We start from the raw sequence: 25689 nt of genomic DNA, 5'->3' as shown, positions 1-25689 counted from the left end.
GCACCCACCGGTAATCCAGGCACCCGGTGTTCGTAGGGTGGGTAAGCGAAGCGCACCCACCGTCATACTCACCCATAACGCCAGAACTACCCGAGAATATCCCGCAACACCGGGCCTATCACCTCGAACGCCTGCGGGGAGATAATCTCCACATGGGCGCAATCCACATTGTGCACCTCAAGGCGACGCGTCCAGGGCGCCCATGCGTTAAACGGATCCAGGCCCGGCGTCACGGTGCGTTCGGCGACAAACAGCGTCGCGTCGCCCTCAAAGCGCGCGCTGCGCGCGGTAGACAGCAGCCGCACCGCGTCGGCGTAATTGCCTTCAATCGTTTCAAACAGCCTTTGCGACCCCTGCCCCTGCTGCGCGCTCACAAACGCCGCCCGCTCGCGCTCGATCTCCGCCAGCACGGCCGGGTCAGGCTCGCGCCCGCCTCTCTCCTGCCAGTTCTGCGTTTCCGGCGGCCAGGTGTCGAGCAGACCGAGGAACGCCACTTCCTCGCCCGCCGCCTGCAACCGCGCGGCGACGCCGTGCGCGATCGTCCCGCCAAGCGAATAGCCGAACAGCCAGTACGGCCCGTGCGGCTGCTGCTCGCGAAGCGTCGCATAATGGCGGTCGCACAGTTCATCCACCGACGCGCACTGCTGCATCGGCCCGTCCGGGCGCGGCGACTGAATGCCCGTAATCGCCCAGCGCGGCGACAGCCAGCGTTGCAGAACGCTAAACTGCCAGGCGAAACCCGACGCCGGATGGAAGCAGAACAGCGTCGGCCCGCGGCCTTCACGCAGCGGCAGGATCACATCAAAGCCCGCCTGCTCCGCCTGCGCGTCGTTTTGTTCCACTGCCACGGCCGCCGCGAGTTTTTCCACCGTCGACGCCACCATCACCTGCCCGACGGTAACAGTACGTCCCAGCTCGCGCGTGAGCCTTGCCGCCAGGCGCATCGCCAGCAGCGAATGGCCGCCGAGCGCGAAGAAATCGGCCTGCGCGTCGGTCACTTCAACGCCTAAGAGTTCCGAAAACGCGCAGGCGATCGCCGTTTCCATCCCCGGCGCTACGGCCCGGCCCGGCTCGCGCGCGGCGAGCTGCGGCAACGGCAGCGCCTTGCGATCCAGCTTGCCGTTGGCGCTGAGCGGCAGCGCAGGCAACTGAATAAGCGTCACCGGCACCATATGAGCGGGGAGCAGTTCGCTTAAGCGCGCGCGCAGCGCCGCCACGTCCAGCGCGTCGCCGGAGGCGGAGACCAGATACCCCACCAGCTGGCGCGCATCGCCGCCCGTTTCGGCGTGGTGATTCAGCACGCAGGCATGCGTCACCGCCTGCGCCACATCCGGCAGGCGCTGCATCACGCGGTCGATCTCGCCAGGCTCAATGCGCTGGCCGCGAATTTTCAGCTGATCGTCGCTGCGCCCGAGATATTCCACCGCGCCGTCCGGCAGCCAGCGCGCCACATCGCCGGTGCGGTACATCCGCTCGCCGGCCGCGAACGGATCGGCGATAAAGCGGCTGGCGGTCAGATCCGGGCGGCCGAGATAGCCCTGGGCCAGCTGAACCCCCGTGAGATAGAGATCGCCCGCCATGCCCGGCGGCACCGGGCGCATCAGATTATCAAGAATGCGCAGGCCGGTATTCCAGACCGGGAAGCCAATCGGCACGCTGGCCCCCTTCACCTGCGCCAGCGCCGCGCCGAAGGCCGGATACCCGCTCACGTCCACCGCCGCCTCCGTCGGGCCATAGAGGTTATGCAGCGGCACGGCGGTCAGCCGTTCCCAGTCGCGGCACAGTTCAGTCGGCAGCGCTTCGCCGCTACAGAACACCTGGCGCAGCGACGCGCAGGCGCCGATCGCCGCGTCAGAGAGAGCGCCGACAAACGCCGCCAGCATCGACGGCACGAAATGGGTCGTCGTCACCCGCCAGCGCGCGAACAGCGCCTGGAGCGCCTGCGGATCGCGGTGCGCCTGTGGCGGCGCCATCACCAGCCGCGCGCCGACGATAAGCGGCCAGAAAAATTCCCACACCGACACATCAAAACTGCACGGCGTTTTTTGCAGCACCACGTCATCCGCGCCGAGCGGATACTGGCTTTGCATCCACAGCAGCCGGTTAACGATAGCGGTCTGACCGACCATGACGCCCTTCGGGCGACCGGTGGAGCCGGAGGTGAAAATCACATAGGCGGTGTGCGATGGACGCGAGCGCGCGAGCGGCTGCGGGGCGCTGACCGGTAGCGGCGCGTCGTAGCAGAACACAGGCAGGCTCGGGATATGCGCGAAACGCCCCTGCTCTGAGGCGGCGGTAATCAGCAGCGCCGGACGAGCGTCTTCTAACATCATCTGCAAGCGATCGTCCGGGTAGCCAGTGTCGAGCGGCAGCCAGGCGGCTCCCGCTTCCACAATGGCCTGTAGCGCCAGCGAGAGAAACACCGAGCGCGGCAGCGCGACGGCCACCACATCGCCCGGCTTAACGCCGCGGCGCACCAGCTCCGCCGCAAGCGTAAGCACTTGCTCACGCATTTCACCGTAGGTAAAGGCATGGCGCGCGTCGGCAAGCGCCGGGGCCTGCGGCGTCGCCTGCGCCTGCTTCGCCAGCAGGCTGCTGAGCGTCTCCAGCGGCAGTTGCACGGCAGTCTGGTTCACACGCGCCATCAGCGCGTAGTCGTCGTCATCCAGTAGATCCGCCTGCGCGCACGCAAGCTCCGGGTCAGTCGCAAACTGCGCCAGAAGACGCGGCAGACGCGCGAGCTGGCGCTCAATCTGCGCGGCATTATAGCGCTGCTGATTCGCCAGCAGCTCCAGCGTCACACCGCCCTGTTCGTCGATGTAGAGCGCGATTTCGAGATCTTTTACCGGCCCCGAGGCGAGCTGATGGGTTATCCCCTCCACGCCATCGAAATCGAGCCGGTAATCAAACATTTTCAGGTTCAGCACCGGGCCGTAGAGCGGCGTCTGCTGCGCCACTTTGCCGGCATCGCGCAGCACCTGCTCCGCGTCGTAGCGCTGATGGCGGCGCAGCGTTTTGAGCGTCTTCGCAAAGGCGGCGGCGAACTGCGCCAGCGTCTGTCCAGGCTCCATGCGCACCGGACAAGGCAGCACGTTCAGCACCGGGCCGGTGGCGCACAGCGCGGCGGAGCCGATGCGGCGCATAAAGATGAAACCGGCGCTGTACGCGTCCCGCCCGCTAAGACGACCGAGCCAGAGCGCCACCAGCGCCAGCGCCATATCCGCCGCGGCCAGCCCGCCGCTGTTCGCCAGAATCGTGGCGAAGTGGGCGTCATCAAAGCGCAGCGAGCGGCGGATCAGCGAGGTGGTGGAAGATTGCCCGGTAAGCGGCTGATCAGAAAGCGTCGCCGGCGGCGGCAGGTCGCGCACCTGCTGCGCCCAGAAGGCGGCGTCGCGCGCGCAGGCTTCAGATGCCTGATAGCGGGCGTATTCCTCGACCACCTCCTTAAAGGGGACGAACGGCGACGCGTCGGGCTGATCGCCCCGGCGCAGGCTGCGATAAATATCGGCGATACGGCGGGTAATCGCGGTAAAACTGAAACCATCCACCACCAGATGATGGTAACGCTGATACCAGAGCCAGCGCGTTTCCCCCACGCGAAGCAACGCGTGATGCGCCAGCGGCGTGCCGTGGGTGACGCGCAGATCCTGCTCCAGATCGGCGTGCATCAGGCGCTGGGCGGCGGCCTGCGGGCAGGCCTCGCGGCGCAGATCGATAATGTCAGGCGTGGCGAACGTGAGCGAGGCGTCAAATCGCTGCGTGACGATGCCGTCGCGCTCCTCGAAACGCATCCGCAGCGTATCGGCCTCCATCATGCCCGCCACGATAGCGCGCGCCAGCAGCGGCGCGTCGAGCGCGCCGTTCAGCTCAACGTAATGCGCCACGCTCCAGGCGTTGGTCTGGCTGGAGAGTTTTTCAGCCATCCAGATACCGGGCTGCGCCGCCACCAGCGGCAGCGAGACGCTGTCATGTTCCACAGGGGTGAGCGTTATGTCCGTCACGTTAACCTCGGGTCTCGTTGTGGTGGGCGAAATCGGCAGGCTGCAGCGCCTGTCCGTGCTCATTAAGCCACGCCTCGCACACCTCAAGAGGCTGCGGCGCGGCCACCACGCGCCATCCCGGCGGCAGCGCGCACGGCTCCGGCCAGAGGCTTAACTGTTTTTCGTGATTTTCGAGCAGCCAGAAACGGCCCTGCTTATTATCGAAGGGATTGCTGAATTCCATACGTCACTCCTGTCCTGAAAAATGCGCCGGGGCGAGTGCGTCTGCCCAGAGCGCGGTCAGCCCGTCGGTGAGCCCGCCGCGCCAGCAAAGCGCATCGTGACCGCCCTCAACCTGACGCCAGAAAAGCGGTTGCGGCGTCTGTTGCAGTAAAGAAACCAGGCGCTGATTCGCCTGCAAAATAAGCGGCTCATGGATACCCGCTTCAAGAAAAATACGCAGCCCGCGCGGGTCGAGACGGCCTGCGGCCAGTTCTTCAACCAGCCAGCCGTCCTCGCCGTTCGCCTCGCGTTTCGGCCACCAGAACGAGCCGGACTGGCTCAGCACGCAGCCAAAACGCGCAGGCCAGCGCAGCCCCGCATAGAGCGCGGAGAGCCCGCCGAAGCTCTGTCCGGCGACGACGGTGGTTTGCGGGGTTTCACGCCACTGCGCATAAGCGCGCGCCTGGGGCAGCAGTTCATGCCACAGCGCCTCCCAGAAAGCGGCGTTGCAGGGGAGTTCCCGGCTGCGGTGCGCGGTATCAATCACATCCACCAGCAGATAAACGGCAGGCGGCAGAACGCCGCGGCTGGTGAGCGTCTGAAGCGCGGGCCAGACCGGCTGGCTGTGCGCCCAGAACTGACCATCCAGCAGAATAGCGAGCGGGCGCGTCCGGGGCGCGTCATCGCCGCCGGTGGTAAACAGCCACACGCGGCGCGCGTTGCCGAGCCGTTCGCTGTGCCAGAGAAATTCCCGCGCGGGCGTGTACGCCGCGTCGTTCTCGTCCCAGCCCGGCTGCGCGGGCGCGCCCGGCAGATGCAGCGCGCTCACCGGATGCCCGCGGCCGCCGCGCCAGTGGCGCGGATTGAACGGGTCGGGAATAGCCTGCGGCAGCAGCGTGCGCCAGCCTTCGCGCAACGCGTGGCGCGGCGGAACGTCTGCAAAGGCGTCAACGGCGAAATCATCGGTTTTTGTGGAAGGGATAAAACAGTAGCTGCCGCGCCAGGCGGCGTTTAATTCGGCGCGCCACCACCAGGCGTCAGTGCCCGGCAGACGCGTGAGCGACTGCGGCGCGGAGGGTTTGTGGTGATCGGTGATGCCGGTGAGGTAAATCCACACCCGCTGTATCTCAGACGTCGTTTCATCGCCTGCCGGATCGCGCCACCAGAACGTCACACTGCACTGGCCCGGCGCTGCGCCAGAAATCTCCGGCATGCCCTGCGCCTGCTTCGCCTGCCACCAGGCTTCACTTCCCGCCGCGTGCTCCGCCACCGTCCCGCTCCTTGTTAGTCTTGATAAATATCATGGATTTACGTGAGCCCAGATAATTTGATGATAATATTATTGATAATTATTTGCATTTGCAATAGCGTATTGGCGCGCTGTGGGAAGCGCGTCTTTCACTCAAAAACATTAACCCGACCAGGCGTTTGCGCGCTGCCGCTCCGGGATGAGCGGGGTTTGCGTCAGGCGGCTCTGGCATATTCCCTGCTGCGCCCTGCCCCACTGGGGAAGGACTTCCGGGCCGCAGCACAGACAGCAGGATAAAAGATGAATAAAAAGCTCCCTCTCTCTCTGGCGATGCTGATTAATTTGGGGATGTATGGCGCTGCGCTGCCCGCCTGGGCGCAGGACAACACCGCTCCCGTGGATGGCAAAGCAACCGATGGCGATGACACCATTGTCGTCACCGCCGCACAGCAAAACCTTCAGGCGCCTGGCGTCTCGACCATTACCGCCGATGAAATCCGTAAAAACCCGCCGGCGCGCGATGTGTCGGAAATCATCCGCACCATGCCGGGCGTCAACCTGACCGGCAACTCCACCAGCGGCCAGCGCGGCAACAACCGCCAGATTGACATCCGCGGGATGGGACCGGAAAACACGCTGATCCTGATTGACGGCAAACCCGTCAGCAGCCGTAATTCGGTACGTCAGGGCTGGCGCGGCGAGCGCGACAGCCGCGGCGATACCGCCTGGGTGCCGCCGGAGATGATCGAGCGCATCGAAGTGTTGCGCGGCCCTGCCGCCGCACGCTACGGCAACGGCGCGGCGGGCGGCGTGGTGAATATCATCACCAAACGCAGCAGCAACGAATGGCACGGCGCCTGGGACAGCTATTTCGACGTGCCGGAACATAAAGCTGAAGGCGCCACCAAACGCACCAACTTCAGCCTGACCGGGCCGCTCGGCGACAGCGTCAGCTTCCGCCTGTACGGCAACCTGGCGAAAACCCAGGCCGACGCCCAGGACATCAACGCCGGGCATGAATCGCTGCGCACCGGCAGCTATGCCGATACCCTGCCCGCCGGGCGTGAAGGCGTGGTCAATAAAGACATCAACGGCCAGGTACGCTGGGAATTCGCGCCGATGCAGGCGCTGGAGTTTGAAGCGGGCTACAGCCGTCAGGGCAACCTCTACGCGGGCGACACCCAGAACACCAACAACGACAACAGCACCAACGGGCTGGTGAAAAAATATTACGGCAAGGAAACCAACCGTCTCTATCGCCAGAACTACGCGGTCACCTGGACCGGCGGCTGGGATAACGGCGTGACCACCAACACTTACGCCCAGTATGAGCACACGCGCAACTCGCGTCTTGGCGAAGGCCTGACGGGCGGTCTGGAAGGGCTGTTTAACAGCGAGAAATTCTCGGATATCAACCTGAGCGACGTGCTGCTGCACAGCGAAGTGAGCATTCCCTTCGACTGGCTGGTGAACCAGAACCTGACGCTCGGCACCGAGTGGAACCAGCAGCGCCTGAAAGACGGCACATCCACCGCTCAGGCGCTGACCGGCTCCACCAGCGGCGGGGCTATCCCTGGCGTCGATTCCACCAACCGCAGCCCATACGCCAAAGCGGAAATCTTCTCGCTGTTTGCCGAAGACAATATGCAGCTCACCGACAGCACCACGCTGACCCCGTCGCTGCGTTTCGATCACCACACTATCGTCGGCAACAACTGGAGCCCGGCGCTGAACCTGACGCAGGCGCTGACCGACGCGGTAACGCTGAAAATGGGCATCGCGCGCGCCTACAAAGCGCCGAGCCTCTATCAGACCAACGATGACTACATTCTCTACAGCCGCGGCCAGGGCTGCTACGCCAGCGCCACTAACACCGGCTGCTACCTGATGGGCAATGAAGATCTGAAAGCGGAGACCAGCGTCAATAAAGAGATTGGTCTTGAGTACAAACAGAATGGTTATCAGGCGGGCCTCACCTGGTTCCGTAACGACTACCACGACAAAATCGAAGCCGGTTACAGCCCCGTCACGGCGATCAGCAATAAAACGGATCTCTACCAGTGGGAGAACGTGCCGAAAGCCGTGGTGGAAGGGCTTGAAGGCACGCTGAATCTGCCAGTGACCGATACCGTCCAGTGGAGCAACAACCTGACCTGGATGTTGCAGAGTAAGAACAAAACCACCGGCGATCGTCTGTCGATCATTCCGGAGTTTACCCTGAACTCGACGCTGAGCTGGCAGGTACGCGACGATCTGTCGCTGCAAAGCACGTTCACCTGGTATGGCCGTCAGAAGCCGAAGATGTACAACTATAAGGGCGAGCGCGTGACCGACAGCGGCACCAATGAAGTCAGCCCTTACAGCATCGTCGGGCTGAGCGGCACCTGGGACGTAACCAAAAACGTCAGCCTGACGGCGGGCCTCGATAACGTCTTCGACAAGCGCCACTGGCGCGCGGGCAACGCCCAGACCACCGGTAACGCCAAAACCAACGCCTGGATGTATGGCGCGGGGGCGGAAACCTATAACGAATCGGGCCGCACCTGGTTCATGGGCATCAACACTCACTTCTGATGACGACGGCGGGCAGAAATGCCCGCCCTTTTCCGATGCAGACCACCCTCACCCCGTTGACCTTCGCCGGACAGCCGCTCTGGCGCGTCGATTTCTCACCCGACACTTTCACACCTGACGATCTGCTGTGGCTGCCGCATCACGCGACGCTGGCGAACGCCGTCGCGCGGCGTCAGGCGGAGCATCTGGCGGGCCGTATCGCCGCCGTCGCCGCACTGCGGGCGGCAGGCGCGCCATTCTCACCGCCCGGCATCGGCGCGCACCGCGAGCCATGCTGGCCCGCTGGGTTTACCGGCAGTATTACGCACACCGGCCATCGCGCCTGGGCCGCGGTTATCGCCATATCAGGCGGCGTCGGAATTGACGTCGAAAATATGATGGACGCGCAGACGGCACACGAGCTGGCCCCCGGCATTATCGACACCGAAGAATGCGCGCTGCTGGCCCGCACGCCGCTGCCCTTCGCCAGCGCCCTGACGCTCGCGTTTTCCGCCAAAGAGAGCCTCTTTAAAGCGCTGTTCCCGCAGGTGGGCGACTGGTTCGGTTTTGAATGCGCGAAAGTCGTCGCGCTGGACGACCATCAGTTGACGCTGCGCCTTGCCTGCCCGCTCGGGCCGTTTGCCTCAGGGCGGCGCTTCACGCTGAGCTGGCGTCAGGAGGCGCAGCAGATCCTCACGCTGGTGAACTGGCCCGGAAGTGACTGAGCGGCTGTTTCTGCACGCCATCGGCGGTGAAATTCTCCGGCGACAGCCAGGCGCGCAGCGCGGCATCCGCCTGCGGCCATTCGCTGTCGAGCAGCGAAAACCACTCGGAATCGCGGTTGCGGCCTTTACGCACCATCATCTGACGCAATCGCCCTTCATATGTGAAGCCGAGCCGTTCGGCGGCGCGCCGCGAAGCGGTGTTCATCGCATCGCACTTCCACTCCACGCGCCGGAAACCGTGCTCAAAGGCATCGCGCATCAACAGCCACAGCGCCTCGGTGCCGGTAACACGGTTTTTCATGCGCGGCGACCAGGTCACATGGCCTATCTCCAGCACGCCGTTGGCTTTATCGATGCGCATAAAGCACACCAGCCCCACCGCCTCGCCGCGCGCGTTGTCGATCACCGCGAAAGGCACCAGCGACGGATCCATCACTTTTTGCGTCACCCACGCATGGCACTGCGCCAGCGTGTCGGGACGATCGCTCGCCAGCCACGTCCAGTCGCGGTCATCCGGCGCGTCCTGATACGCCGCCAGCAGCGCGGCGGCGTGCGCGTCGGCATTGAGGGGCTCCAGCGTGCAGTAGCGCCCGGCAAGCGTAACGCGCTCAGGCATTCTTGCGCCTTTCCAGTCCGGCACCGGCGCGCCGACCTGCTGATCGTAATGGTTGTAATAAGCCACAAGCACTCCTCCTGATGGTTGTTAATAAAAAGTTATATCAGGAGTGAAACCAGGAAGATAGCGATAACGCAGCGGAAAAAACGCGCGCAGGAACTCGGTTTTATCTGAGCGGTTTCACCGCAACTGAATGATTTCGCATGACTATACTTGGAGCAAAACCCTGAGTGATAAGAGAGCGTCGAATGCCCCTCAAACCTTTTGCCCCTTCCGAACCTTATACCCTGGGCGTTGAACTGGAGCTCCAGGTAGTCAGCCCGCCCGGTTTTAACTTAAGCCAGGATTCCTCGACGCTGATTAGCGCGCTGGAGAGCCGCGTCACGGCGGGTGAAGTGAAACACGACATCACCGAAAGCATGCTGGAAATCGCGACCGGGGTCTGCCGCGATATCAATCAGGTGGCGGCGGAATTCGCCGCGATGCAGCGTGAAATTCTCGCCTGCGCCCAGCAGCATCATTTAATGATAAGCGGCGGCGGCACGCACCCGTTTCAGAAGTGGCAGCGCCAGGAGGTCTGCGCCAGCGAACGCTACGCCCGCACGCTGGAGCTGTTCGGCTATCTGATCAAACAGGCCACGGTATTCGGCCAGCATGTGCATGTGGGCTGCCGCAACGGCGAAGAGGCTATCTATCTGCTCCACGGACTGTCGCGCTTTGTGCCGCATGTTGTGGCGCTGTCGGCGGCGTCGCCTTATATGCAGGGCTCAGACACCGGTTTCGCCTCGTCACGGCTGAATATTTTCTCGGCGTTCCCGGATAACGGCCCGGCCCCGTTTGCCGCCGACTGGACGCAGTTCGAAAAAATGTACGCGCGCCTGGAGAGCACGAAGGTGGTGGAATCGATTAAAGATCTGCACTGGGATATTCGCCCGAGCCCCGGCTTTGGCACGGTGGAAGTACGCGTGATGGATACGCCATTAACGCTGGAGCGCGCCGTAAATATCGCGGGCTTTATTCAGGCGCTTTCCCACTGGCTGCTGGAAGAGCGCCCTTATAAACATAAGGCTGAGGATTACCTTATTTACCGGTTCAACCGGTTCCAGGCATGCCGCTATGGTCTTGACGGAATGCTTACGGATGTCAGTACCGGCGAACAGCGCACCATTGGCGAGGATATTCTGCGCCTGCTCGACAAGCTTGAACGCTACGCCCGCCCGCTAAACGCCGGCAGCGCGCTGGAGGCGATTCACCGCTACGTGAAAAATAACGACAGCGACGTGCACCGCATTCGTGAATTTACCGCCGACGGCGGTTCGCTCTCGGAACTGGTGCGCCTGAACGGTGAAATCTGGGCCGCCTGATAATTCTTTTATTCCTGACTGGCTCCTGACCGATTAAGGGTATTTACCTTAATCAGGGAGCCACCAGCCCCCCGAAAGCCAGCCATTCATCGCTGGCTTTTATCTTTTCTGAAAACTATAACTCGCCCTTTTTTATTCTGGATCATCAGAATAACTCTTTTTAGTTATTTTATAGTCTCAAACGCAGCGGCAGCGATTAAAGCATCTTATTGGTGTTACCGATAGCAAATATAACGATTTCTATCGCAACACAGGAATGACGCTAATGTCATGGATATATCGCCTCTCTATGAAAACCAAATTAGCCATCGCGCTTTTACCTCTATTAATAGCGCTGCTCTGGCTGGCGGGCGCCGGGATGCTGTCGCGCATCGATACCGAACGGCAAATGCGCAATGTCGAAGAAGTGACGCGCCTTGCGAAAAGCGCCGGCGATGTGGTGCATGAGCTGCAAAAAGAGCGCGGCCTGAGCGCCGGTTATCTTGGCAGCAAAGGGGCGCAGTTCAGCAGTGAGCTGACCGCGCAGCGCGGCCAGACGGACAGCGCGCTCGCGGCCTTTAACGCCGCCATGAAAAACACCGATGAAGAGAGCCTGAAAGGCAGCGTGGGCGAAGCCATTCGCGCCTTCCGCCAGCGGGTGTCGATGCTCGACGACACGCGCCAGCAGATCACCGCCCTTTCCGTTCCCGCGCCGCAGGGCGTGGCGTTTTATACCGATACCATCAGCACCGTGCTGGAGCTGGTGGCGCGCAGTACGCATTTAAGCCACGCCGGGGTGATTGTGAACCAGATGGTGGTTTACTACAGCCTGCTGAGTATGAAAGAACAGGCGGGCGTCGAGCGCGCGCTGCTCTCCGGCATTTTCTTCGCCGATCGTTTCGCCGACGGCCAGGTGGCGCGTCTGAGCGAAGTGGTGGGCAAACAGCAGGCGTGGCTTGCCGCCTCGCGCCAGCTTTCCGACGCTGACGGCGTGAAGCGCATCGATGCCGCGCTCGCGCTGCCGTCGGCGACCCGCGCGCTGGCGCTGCGTCAGACCGCGCTGGATAAGGCCGCGAGCGGCGGGTTTGGCATTTCGCCGGGCAGCTGGTTTGAGGCGCAGACGCAGCGTATCGACACCCTGCGCACGCTGGAGAACGCGGCTTCCGCGCAGCTTCTCGCCACCGCGGGCGCGCTCGCGAGCGACGCCCGCGCAGGCTGGCAGCGCTTTCTCATCATCACGCTGCTGGCGCTTATCGTGGCGATGAGCTTCGCCGTGGTCGTGGCGCGCAGCATTCATCGTCAGTTGCACGCGACGCTCGCCGCCATTGACGGCATGGAAGGCGACTTAACGCGCCGTCTGGACGTGCCGGGCAGCGATGAGCTCTCCGCTCTGAACCGCGCCTACAACCGCGCTATTGAAGATATTCAGCGCATCGTCGCCGAGATCAAAACCGGCGCCGTCATCCTGCGTCACGCCAGCGCCGACATCGCCGCGGGCAACCAGGATCTGGCGCAGCGTACCGATGAACAGGCGGCATCGCTGGTGGAAACCGCCGCCAGCATGGAGCAGATAACGACCGTCATCACCCAGACCGCCGACAACGCTCATGAGGCGGAGCGCCTGACGCGCCTGATGGAAGAAGAGATGCAGAGCGCAAGCGCGGTGGCGCACTCGGCCCGCCAGAGCATGGCGGATATTCAGGCTTCCAGCGAGCAGATCTCGCGTATTGTCGGCTCGATAGACGATATCTCTTTCCAGACTAACCTGCTGGCGCTCAACGCCGCCGTGGAAGCGGCGCGCGCCGGAGAGCTGGGGCGCGGCTTTGCGGTGGTGGCCTCCGAAGTGCGCACGCTGTCGCAGCGCTGCGCCCGGGAGGCGGGGCTTATCCGCGAGCTGGTGGCGAACAACATGGCGAAAATCGGCGAAGGCGTGGAGCATGTCGACGCCTCCGGCCACGCGCTGGACGCCGCCGTGGCTAACACGGCCCGGATGCGGACGTTTATCAGCGATATCGCCCGCGCCGCGGCTGAGCAGTCGCTTGGCGTGTCGCAGGTGCACGAAGCCCTGAACCAGCTGGAACAGGTGACGCAGCAGAACGCGGCGCTGGTGTCCGAGGCCGCGACCGCCAGCCAGACGCTGGATAATCAGTCTGAAACTATGTCGCAGCTGGTTAACCGGTTTGTGGTGGCGTAAACGTAATACTGTAGCCGTGTTCGCACGGCTACAAAATATAGTGGTTTTTTGGGGAATATCGCCCCATTACTTGATTAACAGGGGTTAATATCCTAATATCCGCAGCCACCTGAATACAGGTTTTAAGCCGCGCTCACCTGCGGCTTTTTTATTATTTGCATTGCAGTCATTGCTGACGGGATTTCACGCCATTACGGCAGAGTAATTATAACGTCCCGCAACTACTGACCTATTGACTCAACACAGCCTCTGAAATGCTCCGGGAGAGCGAAATATGGAATATAGTTTCGGCGCGAAATGTTTTATCCTTTCGCAAATCAGCATGTTTGTTATTTCTGTGTGCGCATTATTTAATGACGCGCTGTAAATAACAACCAACACCCCGTAACGGATTAATACCCTCAGCCAGAAGGATTTGGCGCCTTTTCTTACTTACAGGTTATAGCACCTACAAAAAAAGAGGCACTTGGCCTCTTTTAATACATTAACAACATCCTAAGCGTTGTCTATTCATAGTTACTGTCATAATCGCTGATGATAAAAAAATCATCCACCTTTGACAGTCAGCCAAGTTTATAGGCCATTCTGAACTAATGAATCATTATATAGGTAACGTAACCCTTCTGCTGAATTGTAAAAACGAGGGGTAGTTAAACTTTCGCAAAGGTAATTTACCAATTCGAACAATAACCCAAGTATATTTTTTTGATTTATCTCATCTATTGCACCACTTAGTAATATTTCTGTAAGAGATAAACAGTATTCACATAATGTATCATTATCAGGACTAAAAGCTTCATCTGTTTGAATAACTGCTTTTTTTTCGATGGTAAGCAATTCTTCTTGCTCTTTAGTGAGCATTCCATTCAGGCTTGCTAATAGTAATTTAAGCGCATAGTTTAAACGTCCAGTCAGCGCAAGACGGGCCGTCGTACTATGCGTTTCTAAGAGCTCCGCAACCAGCTCAGCACATTTAGGTACAAGCGACAAAAAATCAGAGTTGATAACAAGCGGATTAGAAAGAAGCTCTTTCATCGGTGTTCCGCACCAAGATTGAGGAAAAAAGTCATCGAAGCGCCCATCTTTAGAAGGGGAGTTCTTATTCAGAAACATGTGTGTGTTACTATCAGCGATAGCCATACTGTTATCCTTCATAACAAGTGCGGTAAGAAGCCCGGATGTGTTGGTCGCACTTTCGGGCTTCGCTAATTTTTCTGATTCTTATTCCTTTAAGATCAGATCAACACAATTAATTTATAATTAGAGAAGTTCCACTTCAAGTATATTATTGACAATTATTAGACCTTATAGAAAAAATAACAAAAGGCGACAAATATAAATCAAGTGAATGTAATTTGATTTCATATAAAGATAAAATCAGGCGGATCAACCTCATTTTTCCTGAAATATTCAGATACGGTTAGTTAGCAAACACTATGGATAAAAAGCCCTTTCTTCTCGGCTATTACGGCGCTACACCACCGGTTTATTCCAGGGCATAACGGCCAGCAGTTTCGCCATCCCGCACCAGCCTGTGATGCCAGCGAACATCAGCCCGGCACCGACGAACGCCGGAATAATATAAAACGCAGGCGTAACCGTCGCGCCCGCGAGCGTGCCGCAGAGCGCCAGCGCGCCAGCGCGCCAGCGACGATCTGTACCTGGCGCATCAGCGGTAAGGGCTGGCGGCTGTCGGTAATGACCGGTAAACCTGCGGCTTTCCACGCATTCAGGCCGCCCTGCATAATCCGCACCTCTGCCGGATGCGCCGCCGCTATCAGCTGCTGCCGGGCGTTCTCCGTGCGCATTCCGCTCAGACAGTGAAAAATGACCATATCGGTTTGCGCCAGGGCGTCTTTATCAAGGCTGCCGGGCTGAACCGTCTCCAGCGGCAAAGAACGTGCGCCGGAGAGATGTTCCCGCCGCCATTCCTCCTGCCCCCGGATATCAATCAGCATGATCCTGCGCCCGGAAAGCGCGTGCACTTCCGCAGGCGTGATAAATATCGATGACATTTTATTCTCCCGGACAATAAATAGTTTTGAGGGTATGCACGACGGCCACGACCGCCTCGTTCCTGATGTGGTAGCGGATGAACCGCGCCTCGCGAATGCCTTCTATCAGCCCTTCCGCTTTCATCCGCGCCAGATGCTGGGACGTCGCAGAGGCGCTAAGGCCGCTCATTCTGCACAGTTCTCCGGCTTCTGTGCCGGGGTGTTCAATTAACACGCACAAAATCAGCAACCGCTGCGGGTGGCTCAGCGTCTTGAGAAGCGCAGCGGCCTTGTTGGCCTGCGTGTGTAACGCGTTCAGATCGGTCATGGCTTAACAGTTTAGATTTTTCTTAATTAAGAAAATACTAAACTATCAGCGGCGGTGTCAATCGCCCTGATAGCGCCGCGCCGCCTTAACCGTTTCATTTCGTTACGTTAACGTTGTGTGACTTTTTGTATTAGCTTCATACTTCTGTGATAACAATACGATAACGCAATGACGAGTCTCGACGGCAGGCAGGGAGAATTAACATCATGTTGCGATCGCTACAGGCGCTCTGCCTGATGAGCTTTTTTCTGGCGGATGTGCGCGATGGGCTGGGGCCTTTTCTGGGCATCTTTCTGACGGAGCGGCACTGGCGGCCGGATGATATCGGGTTTGTGATGACGGCGGGCGGGATCGCCGCGCTGCTGGCGACGGTGCCCGCCGGGATTATGATCGACGCCACCCGTAAAAAGCGCCTGCTGCTGCTCGTCTGCTGCGCGCTGGTGACGCTCGCGACCCTGCTGCTCTGGCACAGCACGCGTTACAGCGTCGCCGTGGTGTCGCAAATCGTCTCCGGGCTTGCCGCCGCGCTGATTGGGCCGCTCGTCGCAGGCATCACGCTGGGGCTGACCGGCCAGCGCGGCTTCACCCGCCAGATGGGCCGCAACGAAGCGTTTAACCACGGCGGCAATATGGTGGCGGCGGTGCTGGCGGGCTGCGCGATGTGGCTGTGGGGCATCGGCGCGGTGTTTATCCTGATGACCGGCATGGCCGTTTTCACCGCGCTTTGCGTGCTGGCTATCCGCGAGCAGGATATCGATCACGATGTGGCGCGGGGCATTGAAAAAGGCGACCCGGCGCGTACCGTACCGCAACTCTCCGTGCTGATGCGTAACCCGGTGCTTATCACCACCGGGCTAACGCTGCTGCTGTTTCACCTCGGCAACGCCGCGCTGCTGCCGATGCTGAGCATGCGCGTGGCGTCCACCGGCAGCAGCCTGTGGAGCCCGGGTCTTTACGCCGCGGCGACGGTGGTGATTTCCCAGTGCGTCATGATCCCGGTCGCGCTCTTTACCTCCGCGCAGGCGCGGCGTTATGGCTATCGCCATCTGATTATGATTGCGCTGATCGTGCTGCCAGTCCGCGCCGCGCTGGCGGCAAGCTTTGCCGGGCCGCTGTCCGTGATCCCGGTGCAAATCCTCGACGGCGTCGCCGCCGGGATTTTAGGCGTCGCGGTGCCGGGCTATATCGTCAACGCGCTGCGCGGCTCCGGGCATGTCAACGCCGGGCAGAGCGTTATTATGCTGATGCAGGGCGCGGGGGCGGCGTTCAGCCCGGCGCTGGCGGGCAGTATCGTCGCGCATTCGTCATGGCGGATGGCGTTTGCAGCGCTCGGCGTCGTGGCGCTGGCGGCGTTAATCGTCTGGTGGCGTGCAGGCGCACGGGTATCCGCGACGGCCTGATAGCTCCTTACGGGCCGGCCGCGCGTATACTGTTGTTATTGCATCCTTCCTGATGAGAGTTGCTTATGGTAGCCACCGTTCTTATTGCGCTTGTCGCCGTTATTCATGTTTACATCCTCGTGCTCGAAATGTTTTTGTGGGAGACGAAAACAGGGCGCAAGGCGTTTAATCTGAGCGTTGATTTCGCGCGCGACAGCCGGGTGCTGGCCGCCAGTCAGGGGCTGTATAACGGGTTTTTAGCGGCAGGGTTATTCTTGGGGCTGTGGCTGGGCGACAGCGGTTTGCCGTTTAAGGTTTTCTTTCTGGTTTGCGTGCTGATTGCCGGGATCTTTGGCGCCATTACCGCCAGCAGGAAAATTCTTTATGTTCAGGCGCTACCCGCGCTGCTGGCGTTAATCGCGCTATGGATGGGGCTGTAAGGCCTCATTCAATGATTCGCACCTGAGTGTGGCTGTTCTCATTCCACGAGAAAAGCACCAGATGCCAGAGCCCCGGCGCTTTGCGTGAAGGGTCAATCAACCCGTTCACGCCCAGCGATTCCAGACGCGCGCGCACCTCCCATGACGGCGGAATGCCGCCCGCTTTCACGGTCTCCTGCCACGGCGCAATCGCGTCCTTTATGTCGATGCCCGCCGCAATAACGGCATCGGTATTGCGCAGATCAAAAATCTTCTCGGCCACGACGCTGACCTTGATGATTTCCAGGCTGGCCCTGTTATCGCGATGCGCTTGCATGGCCGCCTCAACGCCCTGCGGTGAAGAACTCAAATACAGCGTGGGTTGATCGCCTCGTGAATATCGCCCCGCCGCTCTGGAGCCCGATAACGCAAAGTGCCGGTACGCCGGATCGATTGCCCGATAAAAAATGCCTTCGATGCGGGTATAAAAAGGGGTGATATCCATTATTTTTCAGCCATCAAAATTGTGGGTGTCGGTTCTGCATATCCGTGACCGATGCCCTGTTCACCGCACGCCAGAACGCTCTGCTACTATCAGGTTATATCAGTCACGGGAAAAATAACCATGTATAAACTTTACGGCACCGCGCGTTCAGGCTCCGCCGCCATTGAGATGGCGCTTAAGGCCTGCGGCGCGAAATACAGCGTGTTTACGGCAAGTTCGTGGCAAGAAGAGAGCGATATTGACGCATTACGCACGCTCAATCCGTTAGTGCAAATTCCCACGTTAGTGCTTCCTGATGGCTCAGTAATGACGGAAAGCACAGCCATCATTATTCATCTCGGCATGGAATACCCCGATTCGGGGCTATTATCTTCGGAGGCTCGGGTACGCGCTCAGCAATTACGCGGGCTGGTTTATATCAGCGCCAACTGTTATGCCGCTGTGGGAATTATTGATTACCCTGAACGATGGCTACCTGACGGCTCAGAAGATCAAAATAAATTGCTGGCAAAAGGCGCGCTGCAAAAACTCTATCAGCAATGGGAGATATTCAGCGACGTGTTTTATGGCTCACAGGCCTGGCGTGCGGAACGCCCCGGCGGGCTTGAAATACTGGCCTGTGTCGTCACCCGGTGGAGCCGGGCGCGTGAGCGACTGAGCCACTCGCGGGCCGGTTTCTGTTCGTCGCTGGTCGAGGCTGAAAAATATCCCGTCATCCGGGAGATCATCGGCCAGCACTGGCAAGCCTGAATGTGATGCTTTTCCGGTCTTTATTCCTTCAGACGGCCTCATCGGCGGCGAGCCTGTCGTCGTAAGTCACCTGCGCCTGCTCGATGGCCGCGCCATGCTGCCTGGCCCAGCTCACAAGCGCCACAAAAGGCTCCTGCAACGTTCGCCCGAGCGGCGTAATCGAATACTCGACCGCCACGGGCGATGACGCGATGACGCGACGGCTGACCAGGCCGTTGCGCTCAAGCCGGCGCAGCGCCTCCGTCAGGGCTTTATGCGTGATCGGATCCAGTCTGCGTTTAATGGCGTTAAAGCGCGCGGGTTGAGTGCACAGTACGGTCAGAATCAATACCGACCATTTGTTGGCCACCTGTTCCAGGACAGGGCGGGTGCTGTTGATTTCGGCCAGTTGGGCAGCGATATCCGTCGACATGTGGTTACCTTCTCTATATCTGGTGTACATCAGGTGCGTAATTGACCCTAAATATACAAAATGTATCATCTGGCTTCCACCCCCTATCCGGAGTAGCCATGTTGAAACTTGAAGGAAAGACCGTCCTGGTGACAGGCGGCAACAGCGGTATCGGGCTTGCGATCGCGCGCCGTTTTGTGCAGGAAGGCGCCCATGTGTTTATCACTGCCCGCCGCGAAGCGCAGCTCGCCGACGCCGTTGCCGCTATTGGCGATCGGATCGACGCGATACCGTGCGATCTCACTCAAACCGACGACATCGCCCGCCTCTTTGACACGCTGCAGGCAAAAGCCGGACGCCTCGACGTGCTGGTTTACTCGTCTGGCTTGTCCGAGCCGGCGAGCCTGGAAGAGACCACAGAGGAGCATCTCGACCGCGCTTTTGGCCTCAACGTGCGCGCCATGGTGTTAACGGCGCAGCGCGCGGTCCGGCATATGAGCGACGGCGGGGCCATCGTGCTGCTCGGCTCGATCGCAGGCTCCATGGCCAATGCCGGTTATGGCACCTATTCTGCCACCAAAGCCGCGGTGCGCTCGTATGCCCGTACATGGAATGCGGAGCTGGCGCCGCGCGGCATCCGGGTCAACACGCTAAGCCCGGGCCCCACGGATACGCCGATGTTTGATAAAGTCAGCGACGAATTCAGGCAAATGATGAACGCGCGCATCCCGGCCGGGCGCTTAGGCCACCCCGACGAAGTGGCGGCGGCAGCGCTGTTTCTTGCGTCGGATGAAAGCGCTTACGTCAGCGGCGCGGAACTGGTCATTGATGGTGGTATGACAGCGTAAACGGCATTCGCTGAGGTACCGCGCGCCGGTGGCAGAAAAACCGGCGCGCGTATCCCGGCTAACGAAGGATGCGCTATTATCTCGCCAGACAGACGCTGTCTGCCCTGCAACAATACGCTACGTGGCAATGTCGACATCACACTGATTCTGCGTTGAGGAGCCCGTCATGACCCCCTTTCATCAACTGACTGCCACCAGCCTTCGCGGCGAGCTCATCTCTATGGCCGACTACGCTGGCAAGCTGATTCTGGTGGTTAATACCGCCAGCCATTGCGGCTTTACGCCACAATACGCGGGCCTTGAAGCGCTGTATAAGCAGTATGCCGACCGGGGTCTGGTTGTGCTTGGTTTCCCCTGTAACCAGTTCGGTCATCAGGAACCCGGCGGTGCCGATGAAATCGCGCAGACCTGTCACATCAACTACGGTGTGAGCTTCCCCATGTTCGAGAAAGTGGAGGTCAACGGCGCCGCTACGCACCCGGTGTTTCGTTACCTGAAAGACGAATTACCCGGCGTGTTAGGTGGACGAATCAAATGGAACTTCACTAAGTTTTTGATAGGACGCGACGGCAAACCGCTCAGGCGTTTTGCCCCGTTTACGCCCCCTGAGAAAATAGAAACCTTCATTCTTACAGCGCTATAAATGTCAATGCGCCCGGCCACTGAACAGAGCGCGATTTTCAATCCTGATATACCACAGTGAAAATAAGCAGCTAACGGGTAAAGAAGGGCTTAGATTCACCTCGCTCCCGGCGTCGTTTCGAAGCATCGTGTGCCGTGCAGTTACGTCACAAATACGACACAACTTTCCCACCGCGTCGCCCAGTGTGATACGGGCTCACCACACCGGGCTTAAGAACAGCATACGTAACACTGGGCGGATAGTCCTCCTTCCAGACAGCGCGGGGAGCGGTAGAGTCTCAATATCGTCCGCCCTGTGCCAGAAGCGGACATTTAATCAGGAACAACAGACCTCTTAATGAGAAGGTGTTTCGATGTTCGCTTTACGCTCAAAGCGGAGTGTAAGTAAGCCGCCGGGCGATCATGGCTTCTCTTATACACGGTGAAGAAAAATACGGCAGGAGTTAGGCCTGCCGATGAATTACTTCTCGGTGTATTGAAGTTTACTCACTGCACCATTGTTATTGAATTCCAACAACAGAAACTGATCTCTGTCCCTGAAGATAGGGATAAAGAAATAGAGACGACGATCCACGACTTTTGAGGCATAAATCCAGTGGCTGGCGGTTTTAAATTCTTTTGGAATGGCTGGTGTACCAAGTAAAAGCAGGACATCTTTTTTAGTGGATTTACCTACTACGATTTTATTGCGGATATCCTTCTCTGAATAATTAGCTAAATCGGAGGCATGTGTTCTATCCACATTGGCAGCACACCCCGTCAGCGCGATTGTAGTGACTACCAGCAAAAGAAAATATTTCACTTTCACTCTACATTATCCTCGTAATAAATACCCATATCAGCGTCATATTTTATTTCTTTGGCATAAATGACGCAGTAACCTGTTTTATCAGCATAACTGTAACGAATTTCATATAACGCTTTTTTCTTTGGAGTGATATTCAGAACAACTGAGCAACCTCCATATAAGGAGTGATGAATAGTTGTTTCACGATCCGGGAGTAGCGTCGTTTCGAAAAAGGTGTCGCTGTAATCTTTATTCTTCAGCTTGGGAAATCCAAGATCTCGGGTATTCCCGAGCAGGATATTGACGTAAGCGCTATGTTTTTGCACCCAGCCTCCGGTTGTTTTACCCTCGCTATCTGTTTGATACAGAGCATAGCTCATAGGCGCGCCCATCAAGCGAATTTTCGCGACATCGGGTGTATTCGCCGGGGGAACATACAGAGCAGGTTGAGGGAATAAGTTACTACAACCAGCTAAGAATAAAGTCACAGATAGTAAAGCAGCTTTACTAGTCGCCGTACCATTAATAGAATAATTCATCATTGTAAAATCCTTGTTACGTCTGCATTAAATTAATTATTTTACGGAAAACAGGTAGAGAAATCGTATAAATAATGTGTATCGGCAGCACTCTCTATTTCTTTAGAAGAAACGTATGTTTTAGCGTTTTTAATGGTCTGCTTTGCAACTCATACTATGCAGATATTACGTCCTGAAGAGATCGCTTTTAACATGCCTGCGTGAGCGGCACATTATCCCGCCGTGTCGTGTAGCACGGCAAAAACATCTCCCGCTTCATTTGCCACTCCTGCTGAATAAGTGCCCCGCACAATACAATGTGCTCTACCTTGTTGGTTAAGTTTGTCCATCAATGACATTAGCGCCTCGCTGTTTACGCGCGGACCGTTCTCGTCAAACCGTTTCAGTTGCGCTACGCCCTGGCTGAAAAAATTACCAAACACAACGCCCGCCTTCCGGTGCCAGTGGCCGGCATCCAGACGTCGCGTCATTCCTGATCGTGTGGAAATCAGAGACATTTGTATGGTGTTAATAACATCTGCTTTGTGCCAGAAGCGGACGTTTCAGAAGCCAGCTGTTTCCAATAACAGACGTATTATCGAACCGGAAACGCATGTTTTTTAATAACCCCTCTCCGGTTCGAAAGGCTACAAACCATTTTCACGGGGTTATTTCTGTTGTAACCAGCGCTGAACGCCCGTTAATGCAGAGTCAATTGCGCCTGCCAGATAGCCCGAGAACTGCGGCGACCATTCACTGGCGATACCTGTTACCTCATCGAACCATTCTCCCGTGGCGGGAAGTTGCTCAGGCATTGTGTGCCCGTCCTCCTGCAGGAGATCAAATTCCGTCGCAGTAAACGGATCGGCCGCCCAGTCTTTTATATACTCAGCTTCGGGTTCTGCCGCATCCTGCCCAAATAAGCGTACGAGCTGCTCCCGGCAAAGGCTTTTGAGAACAGCTTCGCTGACTGTCCATCTTGATTTTGCCGGTACGCCAATAAAACCAAAAATCGCCGTTTTGCCCGAATCTGGCTCGGATACGTCGTGGATCTCAACCATTGGCCCCACACGGCTTCCTGCATTGCCGGAAAGCTGCCGTGCATGAAATAAGTCCGTTTTATATACAGCGACATATTTCGCATGGGGAGCCATCCATGTCGGAGTTTTCCGCCAGTTCGACAGCACCTGTTCCGGCATCGCTGGTCTGAAATCTATTTTAGCTGCCAGGGCGGGAGGCAAAGCGAGGAAGACATGCTCACCAGAAAACACGGCCTTTTTATTGCCTTCGGAACGGGTATGGACCTGCACTTCCTTGCCAGCCCGGGAAACCGCCACCACCTGATGGCCGGTTTTAATCTTCTCAGCCGGGATCTGACTTTTAAGCGCCGCCGTGAGCGTCTGCATTCCTCCCTTCAGCCTGAAAGACGCCGGGGAGCTCTCCCATGACGGGTAGCGTTCGGGGGGCGAATCCAGCTGGCGCTCATAGAGCATGTCTCCCGGGCGGCCGTGCGCGATTACCGGAAGATTAAGCCGCTCGATCAGTTGCGCGAAGTCCGGTTGAATATCAGGCCAGAACCACGCTGCCCCCATATCTACATGAATGCCAGCAGAGGCGCCCGCCAGTTCCAGGCCTGACAGTACGCGCCCGCCCGTTCTGTCACGAGCCTCAAGGATCACATAATCAACACCCGCTTTTTCAAGCAGCGTGGCGGCATAAAGGCCGCTTATCCCCGCACCAATGATAACAGCGCTCTGCTTCATAATGTCGCTCCGGTCAGGGTTGTCGGGCTGAGATGTCCCGTTTTCAGATAAAAAAGTGCGCCAGAGGCGGTGGCTATAAGAGCAGGCATATCACCCGGCGGAAACCGCAGCCAGCTTCCTGCCCCATAGCAACCTTCCGGCGCATGGAGTTCCCCTTGCAAAAGAAGGATCTCTGCTCCGCCAACAAGCGGTGCACAGAAGATCCGCTCACCCGGAGCAAGCTTCTGAAGCAGCACGGTTTCTGAGGTGCCGGAGAATAAAGGGCAGGCTTGTCTTTGCGGCTGACCGTGCCAGTTAGCTGCCTCCTGCGTATTTATCCTGACCGGCTGGCGCTCACCGGCAGACATCTGGCGCAGCTTGACGAAAAGGGTTGTGCCGTCGCGACTTGAGGGTTGGTGAGAAGAACCGTCCGGGCTGCGCAGATACCAGCCGGCAGGATAGTCGACCCCGTTTTCGGTAAAAATACCGTCGAGCACCAGAATCTCCTCTCCGCCGGGATGGCTGTGTACGGGAAATTCGGATCCGGGCGCATACCTGACAAGGCTGGTTGCGCGGGCCTGCTCGCGACCAATCCGGTCAAGCATCACGCGCTCAACGCCGGGCTGGGGAGAAGGTATCCACTGATAATCGTCCGGAGTAACGATCGCACACTGCGAAAAATCAGAATTCAGTAACATCATAGTCAGTGATTAGACGGCCCTGGAGGGGCCGTCCGCAGGCCTATTTATTCGGCAGATTGTCGTAAACATCCAGAGCACGCGCGGTATATGTCAGCGCTGCGCCGGTGTTCAGGTTGATGGCAACGGCCAGCGCTTCGGCGATCTCTTCACGCGTGGCACCGTGCTTAACCGCAGCGTCCACATGAACGGCCAGGCAACCATCACAGCGGGTGGTGACGGCCACGGCCAGTGCAATCAGTTCATGAGTTTTGGCATCGAGGTGCTTGTTTTCTGACGCCCCTTTATCCATCTGCTGAAAGCCTTTCATAAACTCTGGCTGCAGTCTGCCAAATTTGCCGATAGTGGCGAGCAGGCCACTGCGATATTCATTCCAGTTTAAGAACATTGAAAACTCCGGTTATTTTTGTCTCAGAAAAATCATTACATGACGTCGAAAATACGTACGTCAGGCGCGCTGTTTAAATAGGGTTTCAATCCTGCAACGACATCCTGCGTGAACAGCGGACTGCTAAGGTATGCCTGCGCCTGCGCCACAGTCTCAAAGCCGTGCAGCACCTGGACATCCTCGTCACGGATAAGCAGCTCTTTAGAAGTGGCACCCTCAATGGTGGTCAGAAATGGGGTTTTGTATTTCTGGTATACCCCCGCGGCTGCCGCACGGTTTTCATTACTGATATCCAGGGTGATTTGCAGATAAGCCATCGTTCTCTCCTTCGCTCAGGGTTGAGGTAACACGCCGGGTTACAAACCCGGTCTTTATTACCTTTCGTTGAGGGCGATTATCAGAAAGCCAGACAGCTTCAACAAATCAGATAATCTTGCGGAGCAGAGAAGAAATTCTATGTCGTGGTTTGGCAGAGAATAAGCATACGCGCCCGGTGTGATTGCCGGAGCAGCGTAATACCTGAGCGGGCAGTTTATGAACGATCCGAGACGACATCCTGAAGAAGCCAGTCGTGGAAAACTTTCACTTCATCACGCATGACTTTTTGCTGCGGGGTCACCAGATAATAAGACCACTTGAGCGGCCATCGGTGGTCGGGATGCAGCTGGACCAGCTGCCCGGTTTCGATAAGCTGCTTCACCAGAGCGTACCGGACAATTGCCACGCCCCTGCCGCTCAGCGCCGCCAGGATCACAGCTGAAGTGGAATTAATATGCAGCCCGCTCTCCAGCGCGTCGGGGGCGCCGACCGTTTTCAGTACATCATTCCATGTCGGAAAATCCGCCCCGGGATGGGGCGTGTCATCGTGAATGAGTTTTTGCGTGGCGAGCCATTCACTGCAGGCCATTTTCCCGGACGGCACCAGGTGGGGACTGCAGACCAGCACCGCTTCCTCATCCATCAGCCAGGTTTTATTCACGCCGGGCCAGTCGCCCTGGCCGCAGCGAATACCGATATCCGCCTCACCGTGCGACACGTCCATCAACTTTTCCGTGACGTTAAGGCGCAGATCGATATTTTCGTGCGTTTCCGAAAACCGGTTCAGGCGATCCATCAGCCAGTTCATCATCAGTACCCGACCGGGCTATTGCCATGATGTAGCGTTAAAGCGCCGGGACGTTAAATGCGCGTGGATGACGCGCGCGCCTGGGCAAGCTGGCTTATTCAGTCGGGCGTTCCTCTTTTCGTGCTGCACGAAATGGGCGGCAGGGAGTCAATGGAAATGGTAAGGCGATATGCGAATCTTGCACCAGGTCATCTGACCGAGCACACGAAGCCAATCGACGCGATTTTGGGTATTAATGTCCCAAATCTGTCCCACATGGAAAAAAGGAGGCAAACAGTAAAGAGTAAGTGAT

The 25689-nt window shown here is 58.3% G+C and carries 24 protein-coding genes and 3 pseudogenes; 10 read left to right on the top strand and 17 right to left on the bottom strand.

Annotated elements, in window-relative coordinates:
* Nucleotides 1-86: 86 nt before the first annotated feature.
* The 3 genes from AFK65_RS05615 to fes form a co-directional block, all read right to left on the bottom strand.
* A complete protein-coding gene (locus AFK65_RS05615; RefSeq protein WP_050569315.1) occupies nt 87-3923 on the bottom strand; it encodes an enterobactin synthase subunit F in 3837 nt (1278 codons plus the stop codon).
* Between the two features lie 79 nt (nt 3924-4002).
* Nucleotides 4003-4224: an MbtH family protein gene (locus AFK65_RS05610; RefSeq protein ID WP_007706641.1), complete on the bottom strand. Its 222-nt coding sequence runs from the start codon at nt 4222-4224 to the stop codon at nt 4003-4005.
* A gap of 3 nt (nt 4225-4227) precedes the next feature.
* The gene (gene fes, locus AFK65_RS05605) at nt 4228-5472 is read right to left on the bottom strand and encodes an enterochelin esterase (RefSeq protein WP_071602547.1); all 1245 of its coding nucleotides are present in this window, start codon (nt 5470-5472) and stop codon (nt 4228-4230) included.
* 279 nt (nt 5473-5751) lie between these two features.
* Here fes and AFK65_RS05600 point away from each other — a divergent pair, with 279 nt between their 5' ends.
* Together AFK65_RS05600 and entD are read left to right on the top strand one after the other, a co-directional pair.
* A complete protein-coding gene (locus AFK65_RS05600; RefSeq protein WP_038857757.1) occupies nt 5752-8025 on the top strand; it encodes a TonB-dependent siderophore receptor in 2274 nt (757 codons plus the stop codon).
* Between the two features lie 35 nt (nt 8026-8060).
* Entirely contained in the window at nt 8061-8729 is a 669-nt protein-coding gene (gene entD / locus AFK65_RS05595) for an enterobactin synthase subunit EntD (RefSeq protein WP_167343470.1), read from the top strand.
* Here the strand turns inward: entD and AFK65_RS05590 are convergent.
* The gene (locus tag AFK65_RS05590; RefSeq protein ID WP_038857760.1) at nt 8698-9411 is read right to left on the bottom strand and encodes a GNAT family N-acetyltransferase; all 714 of its coding nucleotides are present in this window, start codon (nt 9409-9411) and stop codon (nt 8698-8700) included. The two genes, entD and AFK65_RS05590, sit on opposite strands and share 32 nt — an antisense overlap.
* 182 nt (nt 9412-9593) lie before the next feature.
* Between AFK65_RS05590 and AFK65_RS05585 the strand changes: the two genes are divergently transcribed.
* Together AFK65_RS05585 and AFK65_RS05580 are read left to right on the top strand one after the other, a co-directional pair.
* Nucleotides 9594-10709 carry a YbdK family carboxylate-amine ligase gene (locus AFK65_RS05585; RefSeq protein WP_007706620.1) on the top strand — a complete coding sequence of 372 codons (1116 nt, stop codon included), beginning with the start codon at nt 9594-9596 and terminating at the stop codon, nt 10707-10709.
* A gap of 265 nt (nt 10710-10974) precedes the next feature.
* Nucleotides 10975-12882, top strand: a complete 1908-nt coding sequence (locus AFK65_RS05580) for a methyl-accepting chemotaxis protein (protein WP_038857761.1) — start codon at nt 10975-10977, stop codon at nt 12880-12882.
* A gap of 573 nt (nt 12883-13455) precedes the next feature.
* Here the strand turns inward: AFK65_RS05580 and AFK65_RS21730 are convergent.
* The 3 genes and pseudogenes from AFK65_RS21730 to AFK65_RS05570 all read right to left on the bottom strand — a co-directional run bounded on the left by AFK65_RS21730 (nt 13456) and on the right by AFK65_RS05570 (nt 15204).
* Nucleotides 13456-14022, bottom strand: coding sequence for a hypothetical protein (locus AFK65_RS21730; protein ID WP_032804348.1), 567 nt, complete (start codon nt 14020-14022; stop codon nt 13456-13458).
* A 333-nt stretch (nt 14023-14355) separates the two neighbouring features.
* Nucleotides 14356-14897 (bottom strand): annotated as a pseudogene (locus tag AFK65_RS05575) (rhodanese family protein).
* 1 nt (nt 14898) lies between these two features.
* Nucleotides 14899-15204, bottom strand: coding sequence for an ArsR/SmtB family transcription factor (locus tag AFK65_RS05570; protein ID WP_007706382.1), 306 nt, complete (start codon nt 15202-15204; stop codon nt 14899-14901).
* A gap of 206 nt (nt 15205-15410) precedes the next feature.
* On the opposite strand from AFK65_RS05570, the gene AFK65_RS05565 reads away from it, so the two are divergent.
* Together AFK65_RS05565 and AFK65_RS05560 are read left to right on the top strand one after the other, a co-directional pair.
* On the top strand, nt 15411-16604 hold the full coding sequence (locus AFK65_RS05565; RefSeq protein WP_007706380.1) for an MFS transporter: 1194 nt from the start codon (nt 15411-15413) through the stop codon (nt 16602-16604).
* A 65-nt stretch (nt 16605-16669) separates the two neighbouring features.
* Nucleotides 16670-17023 (top strand): DUF1304 domain-containing protein, encoded by a 354-nt coding sequence (locus AFK65_RS05560; RefSeq protein WP_007706378.1) that lies wholly within the window; start codon nt 16670-16672, stop codon nt 17021-17023.
* A 4-nt stretch (nt 17024-17027) separates the two neighbouring features.
* On the opposite strand, the gene AFK65_RS05555 is transcribed toward AFK65_RS05560, so the two are convergent.
* Nucleotides 17028-17507 (bottom strand): RES family NAD+ phosphorylase, encoded by a 480-nt coding sequence (locus AFK65_RS05555; protein ID WP_007706376.1) that lies wholly within the window; start codon nt 17505-17507, stop codon nt 17028-17030.
* A gap of 120 nt (nt 17508-17627) precedes the next feature.
* Here AFK65_RS05555 and AFK65_RS05550 point away from each other — a divergent pair, with 120 nt between their 5' ends.
* The gene (locus tag AFK65_RS05550; RefSeq protein WP_007706373.1) at nt 17628-18257 is read left to right on the top strand and encodes a glutathione S-transferase family protein; all 630 of its coding nucleotides are present in this window, start codon (nt 17628-17630) and stop codon (nt 18255-18257) included.
* A 28-nt stretch (nt 18258-18285) separates the two neighbouring features.
* On the opposite strand, the gene AFK65_RS05545 is transcribed toward AFK65_RS05550, so the two are convergent.
* On the bottom strand, nt 18286-18669 hold the full coding sequence (locus AFK65_RS05545; protein WP_007706371.1) for a winged helix-turn-helix transcriptional regulator: 384 nt from the start codon (nt 18667-18669) through the stop codon (nt 18286-18288).
* A gap of 98 nt (nt 18670-18767) precedes the next feature.
* Between AFK65_RS05545 and AFK65_RS05540 the strand changes: the two genes are divergently transcribed.
* The gene (locus tag AFK65_RS05540; RefSeq protein ID WP_007706369.1) at nt 18768-19496 is read left to right on the top strand and encodes an SDR family NAD(P)-dependent oxidoreductase; all 729 of its coding nucleotides are present in this window, start codon (nt 18768-18770) and stop codon (nt 19494-19496) included.
* Between the two features lie 166 nt (nt 19497-19662).
* Complete coding sequence (locus AFK65_RS05535; protein ID WP_007706367.1) at nt 19663-20139, top strand: glutathione peroxidase; 477 nt, start codon at nt 19663-19665, stop codon at nt 20137-20139.
* A gap of 459 nt (nt 20140-20598) precedes the next feature.
* Here AFK65_RS05535 and bamE read toward each other — a convergent pair whose 3' ends face one another.
* From bamE to AFK65_RS05500, 8 genes and pseudogenes are all read right to left on the bottom strand, one after another.
* Nucleotides 20599-20946 carry an outer membrane protein assembly factor BamE domain-containing protein gene (gene bamE, locus AFK65_RS05530; protein ID WP_007706365.1) on the bottom strand — a complete coding sequence of 116 codons (348 nt, stop codon included), beginning with the start codon at nt 20944-20946 and terminating at the stop codon, nt 20599-20601.
* Nucleotides 20943-21467: a hypothetical protein gene (locus AFK65_RS05525; RefSeq protein ID WP_226993377.1), complete on the bottom strand. Its 525-nt coding sequence runs from the start codon at nt 21465-21467 to the stop codon at nt 20943-20945. Before AFK65_RS05525 ends, bamE begins: the two co-directional genes overlap by 4 nt.
* A gap of 184 nt (nt 21468-21651) precedes the next feature.
* Nucleotides 21652-21723 (bottom strand): hypothetical protein, encoded by a 72-nt coding sequence (locus AFK65_RS22190; protein ID WP_236692224.1) that lies wholly within the window; start codon nt 21721-21723, stop codon nt 21652-21654.
* A gap of 388 nt (nt 21724-22111) precedes the next feature.
* On the bottom strand, nt 22112-23206 hold the full coding sequence (locus AFK65_RS05520; RefSeq protein ID WP_007706358.1) for a flavin monoamine oxidase family protein: 1095 nt from the start codon (nt 23204-23206) through the stop codon (nt 22112-22114).
* Nucleotides 23203-23886, bottom strand: coding sequence for a cupin domain-containing protein (locus tag AFK65_RS05515; RefSeq protein WP_081589329.1), 684 nt, complete (start codon nt 23884-23886; stop codon nt 23203-23205). Before AFK65_RS05515 ends, AFK65_RS05520 begins: the two co-directional genes overlap by 4 nt.
* Before the next feature lie 40 nt (nt 23887-23926).
* Complete coding sequence (locus AFK65_RS05510; RefSeq protein ID WP_007706356.1) at nt 23927-24271, bottom strand: carboxymuconolactone decarboxylase family protein; 345 nt, start codon at nt 24269-24271, stop codon at nt 23927-23929.
* A 35-nt stretch (nt 24272-24306) separates the two neighbouring features.
* Nucleotides 24307-24588, bottom strand: coding sequence for a hypothetical protein (locus tag AFK65_RS05505; RefSeq protein WP_007706353.1), 282 nt, complete (start codon nt 24586-24588; stop codon nt 24307-24309).
* A gap of 215 nt (nt 24589-24803) precedes the next feature.
* A pseudogene (locus AFK65_RS05500) lies at nt 24804-25409 on the bottom strand (LysR substrate-binding domain-containing protein); the annotation flags it as partial.
* A 54-nt stretch (nt 25410-25463) separates the two neighbouring features.
* On the opposite strand from AFK65_RS05500, the pseudogene AFK65_RS05495 reads away from it, so the two are divergent.
* Nucleotides 25464-25688 (top strand): annotated as a pseudogene (locus tag AFK65_RS05495) (integrase); the annotation flags it as partial.
* Between the last annotated feature and the right edge of the window lies 1 nt (nt 25689).

The sequence above is a fragment of the Cronobacter universalis NCTC 9529 genome, assembly GCF_001277175.1.
Lineage (GTDB): Bacteria > Pseudomonadota > Gammaproteobacteria > Enterobacterales > Enterobacteriaceae > Cronobacter > Cronobacter universalis.
Note: the sequence above shows the minus strand (reverse complement) of the source record. Positions and strands in the feature narration are given on the sequence as shown.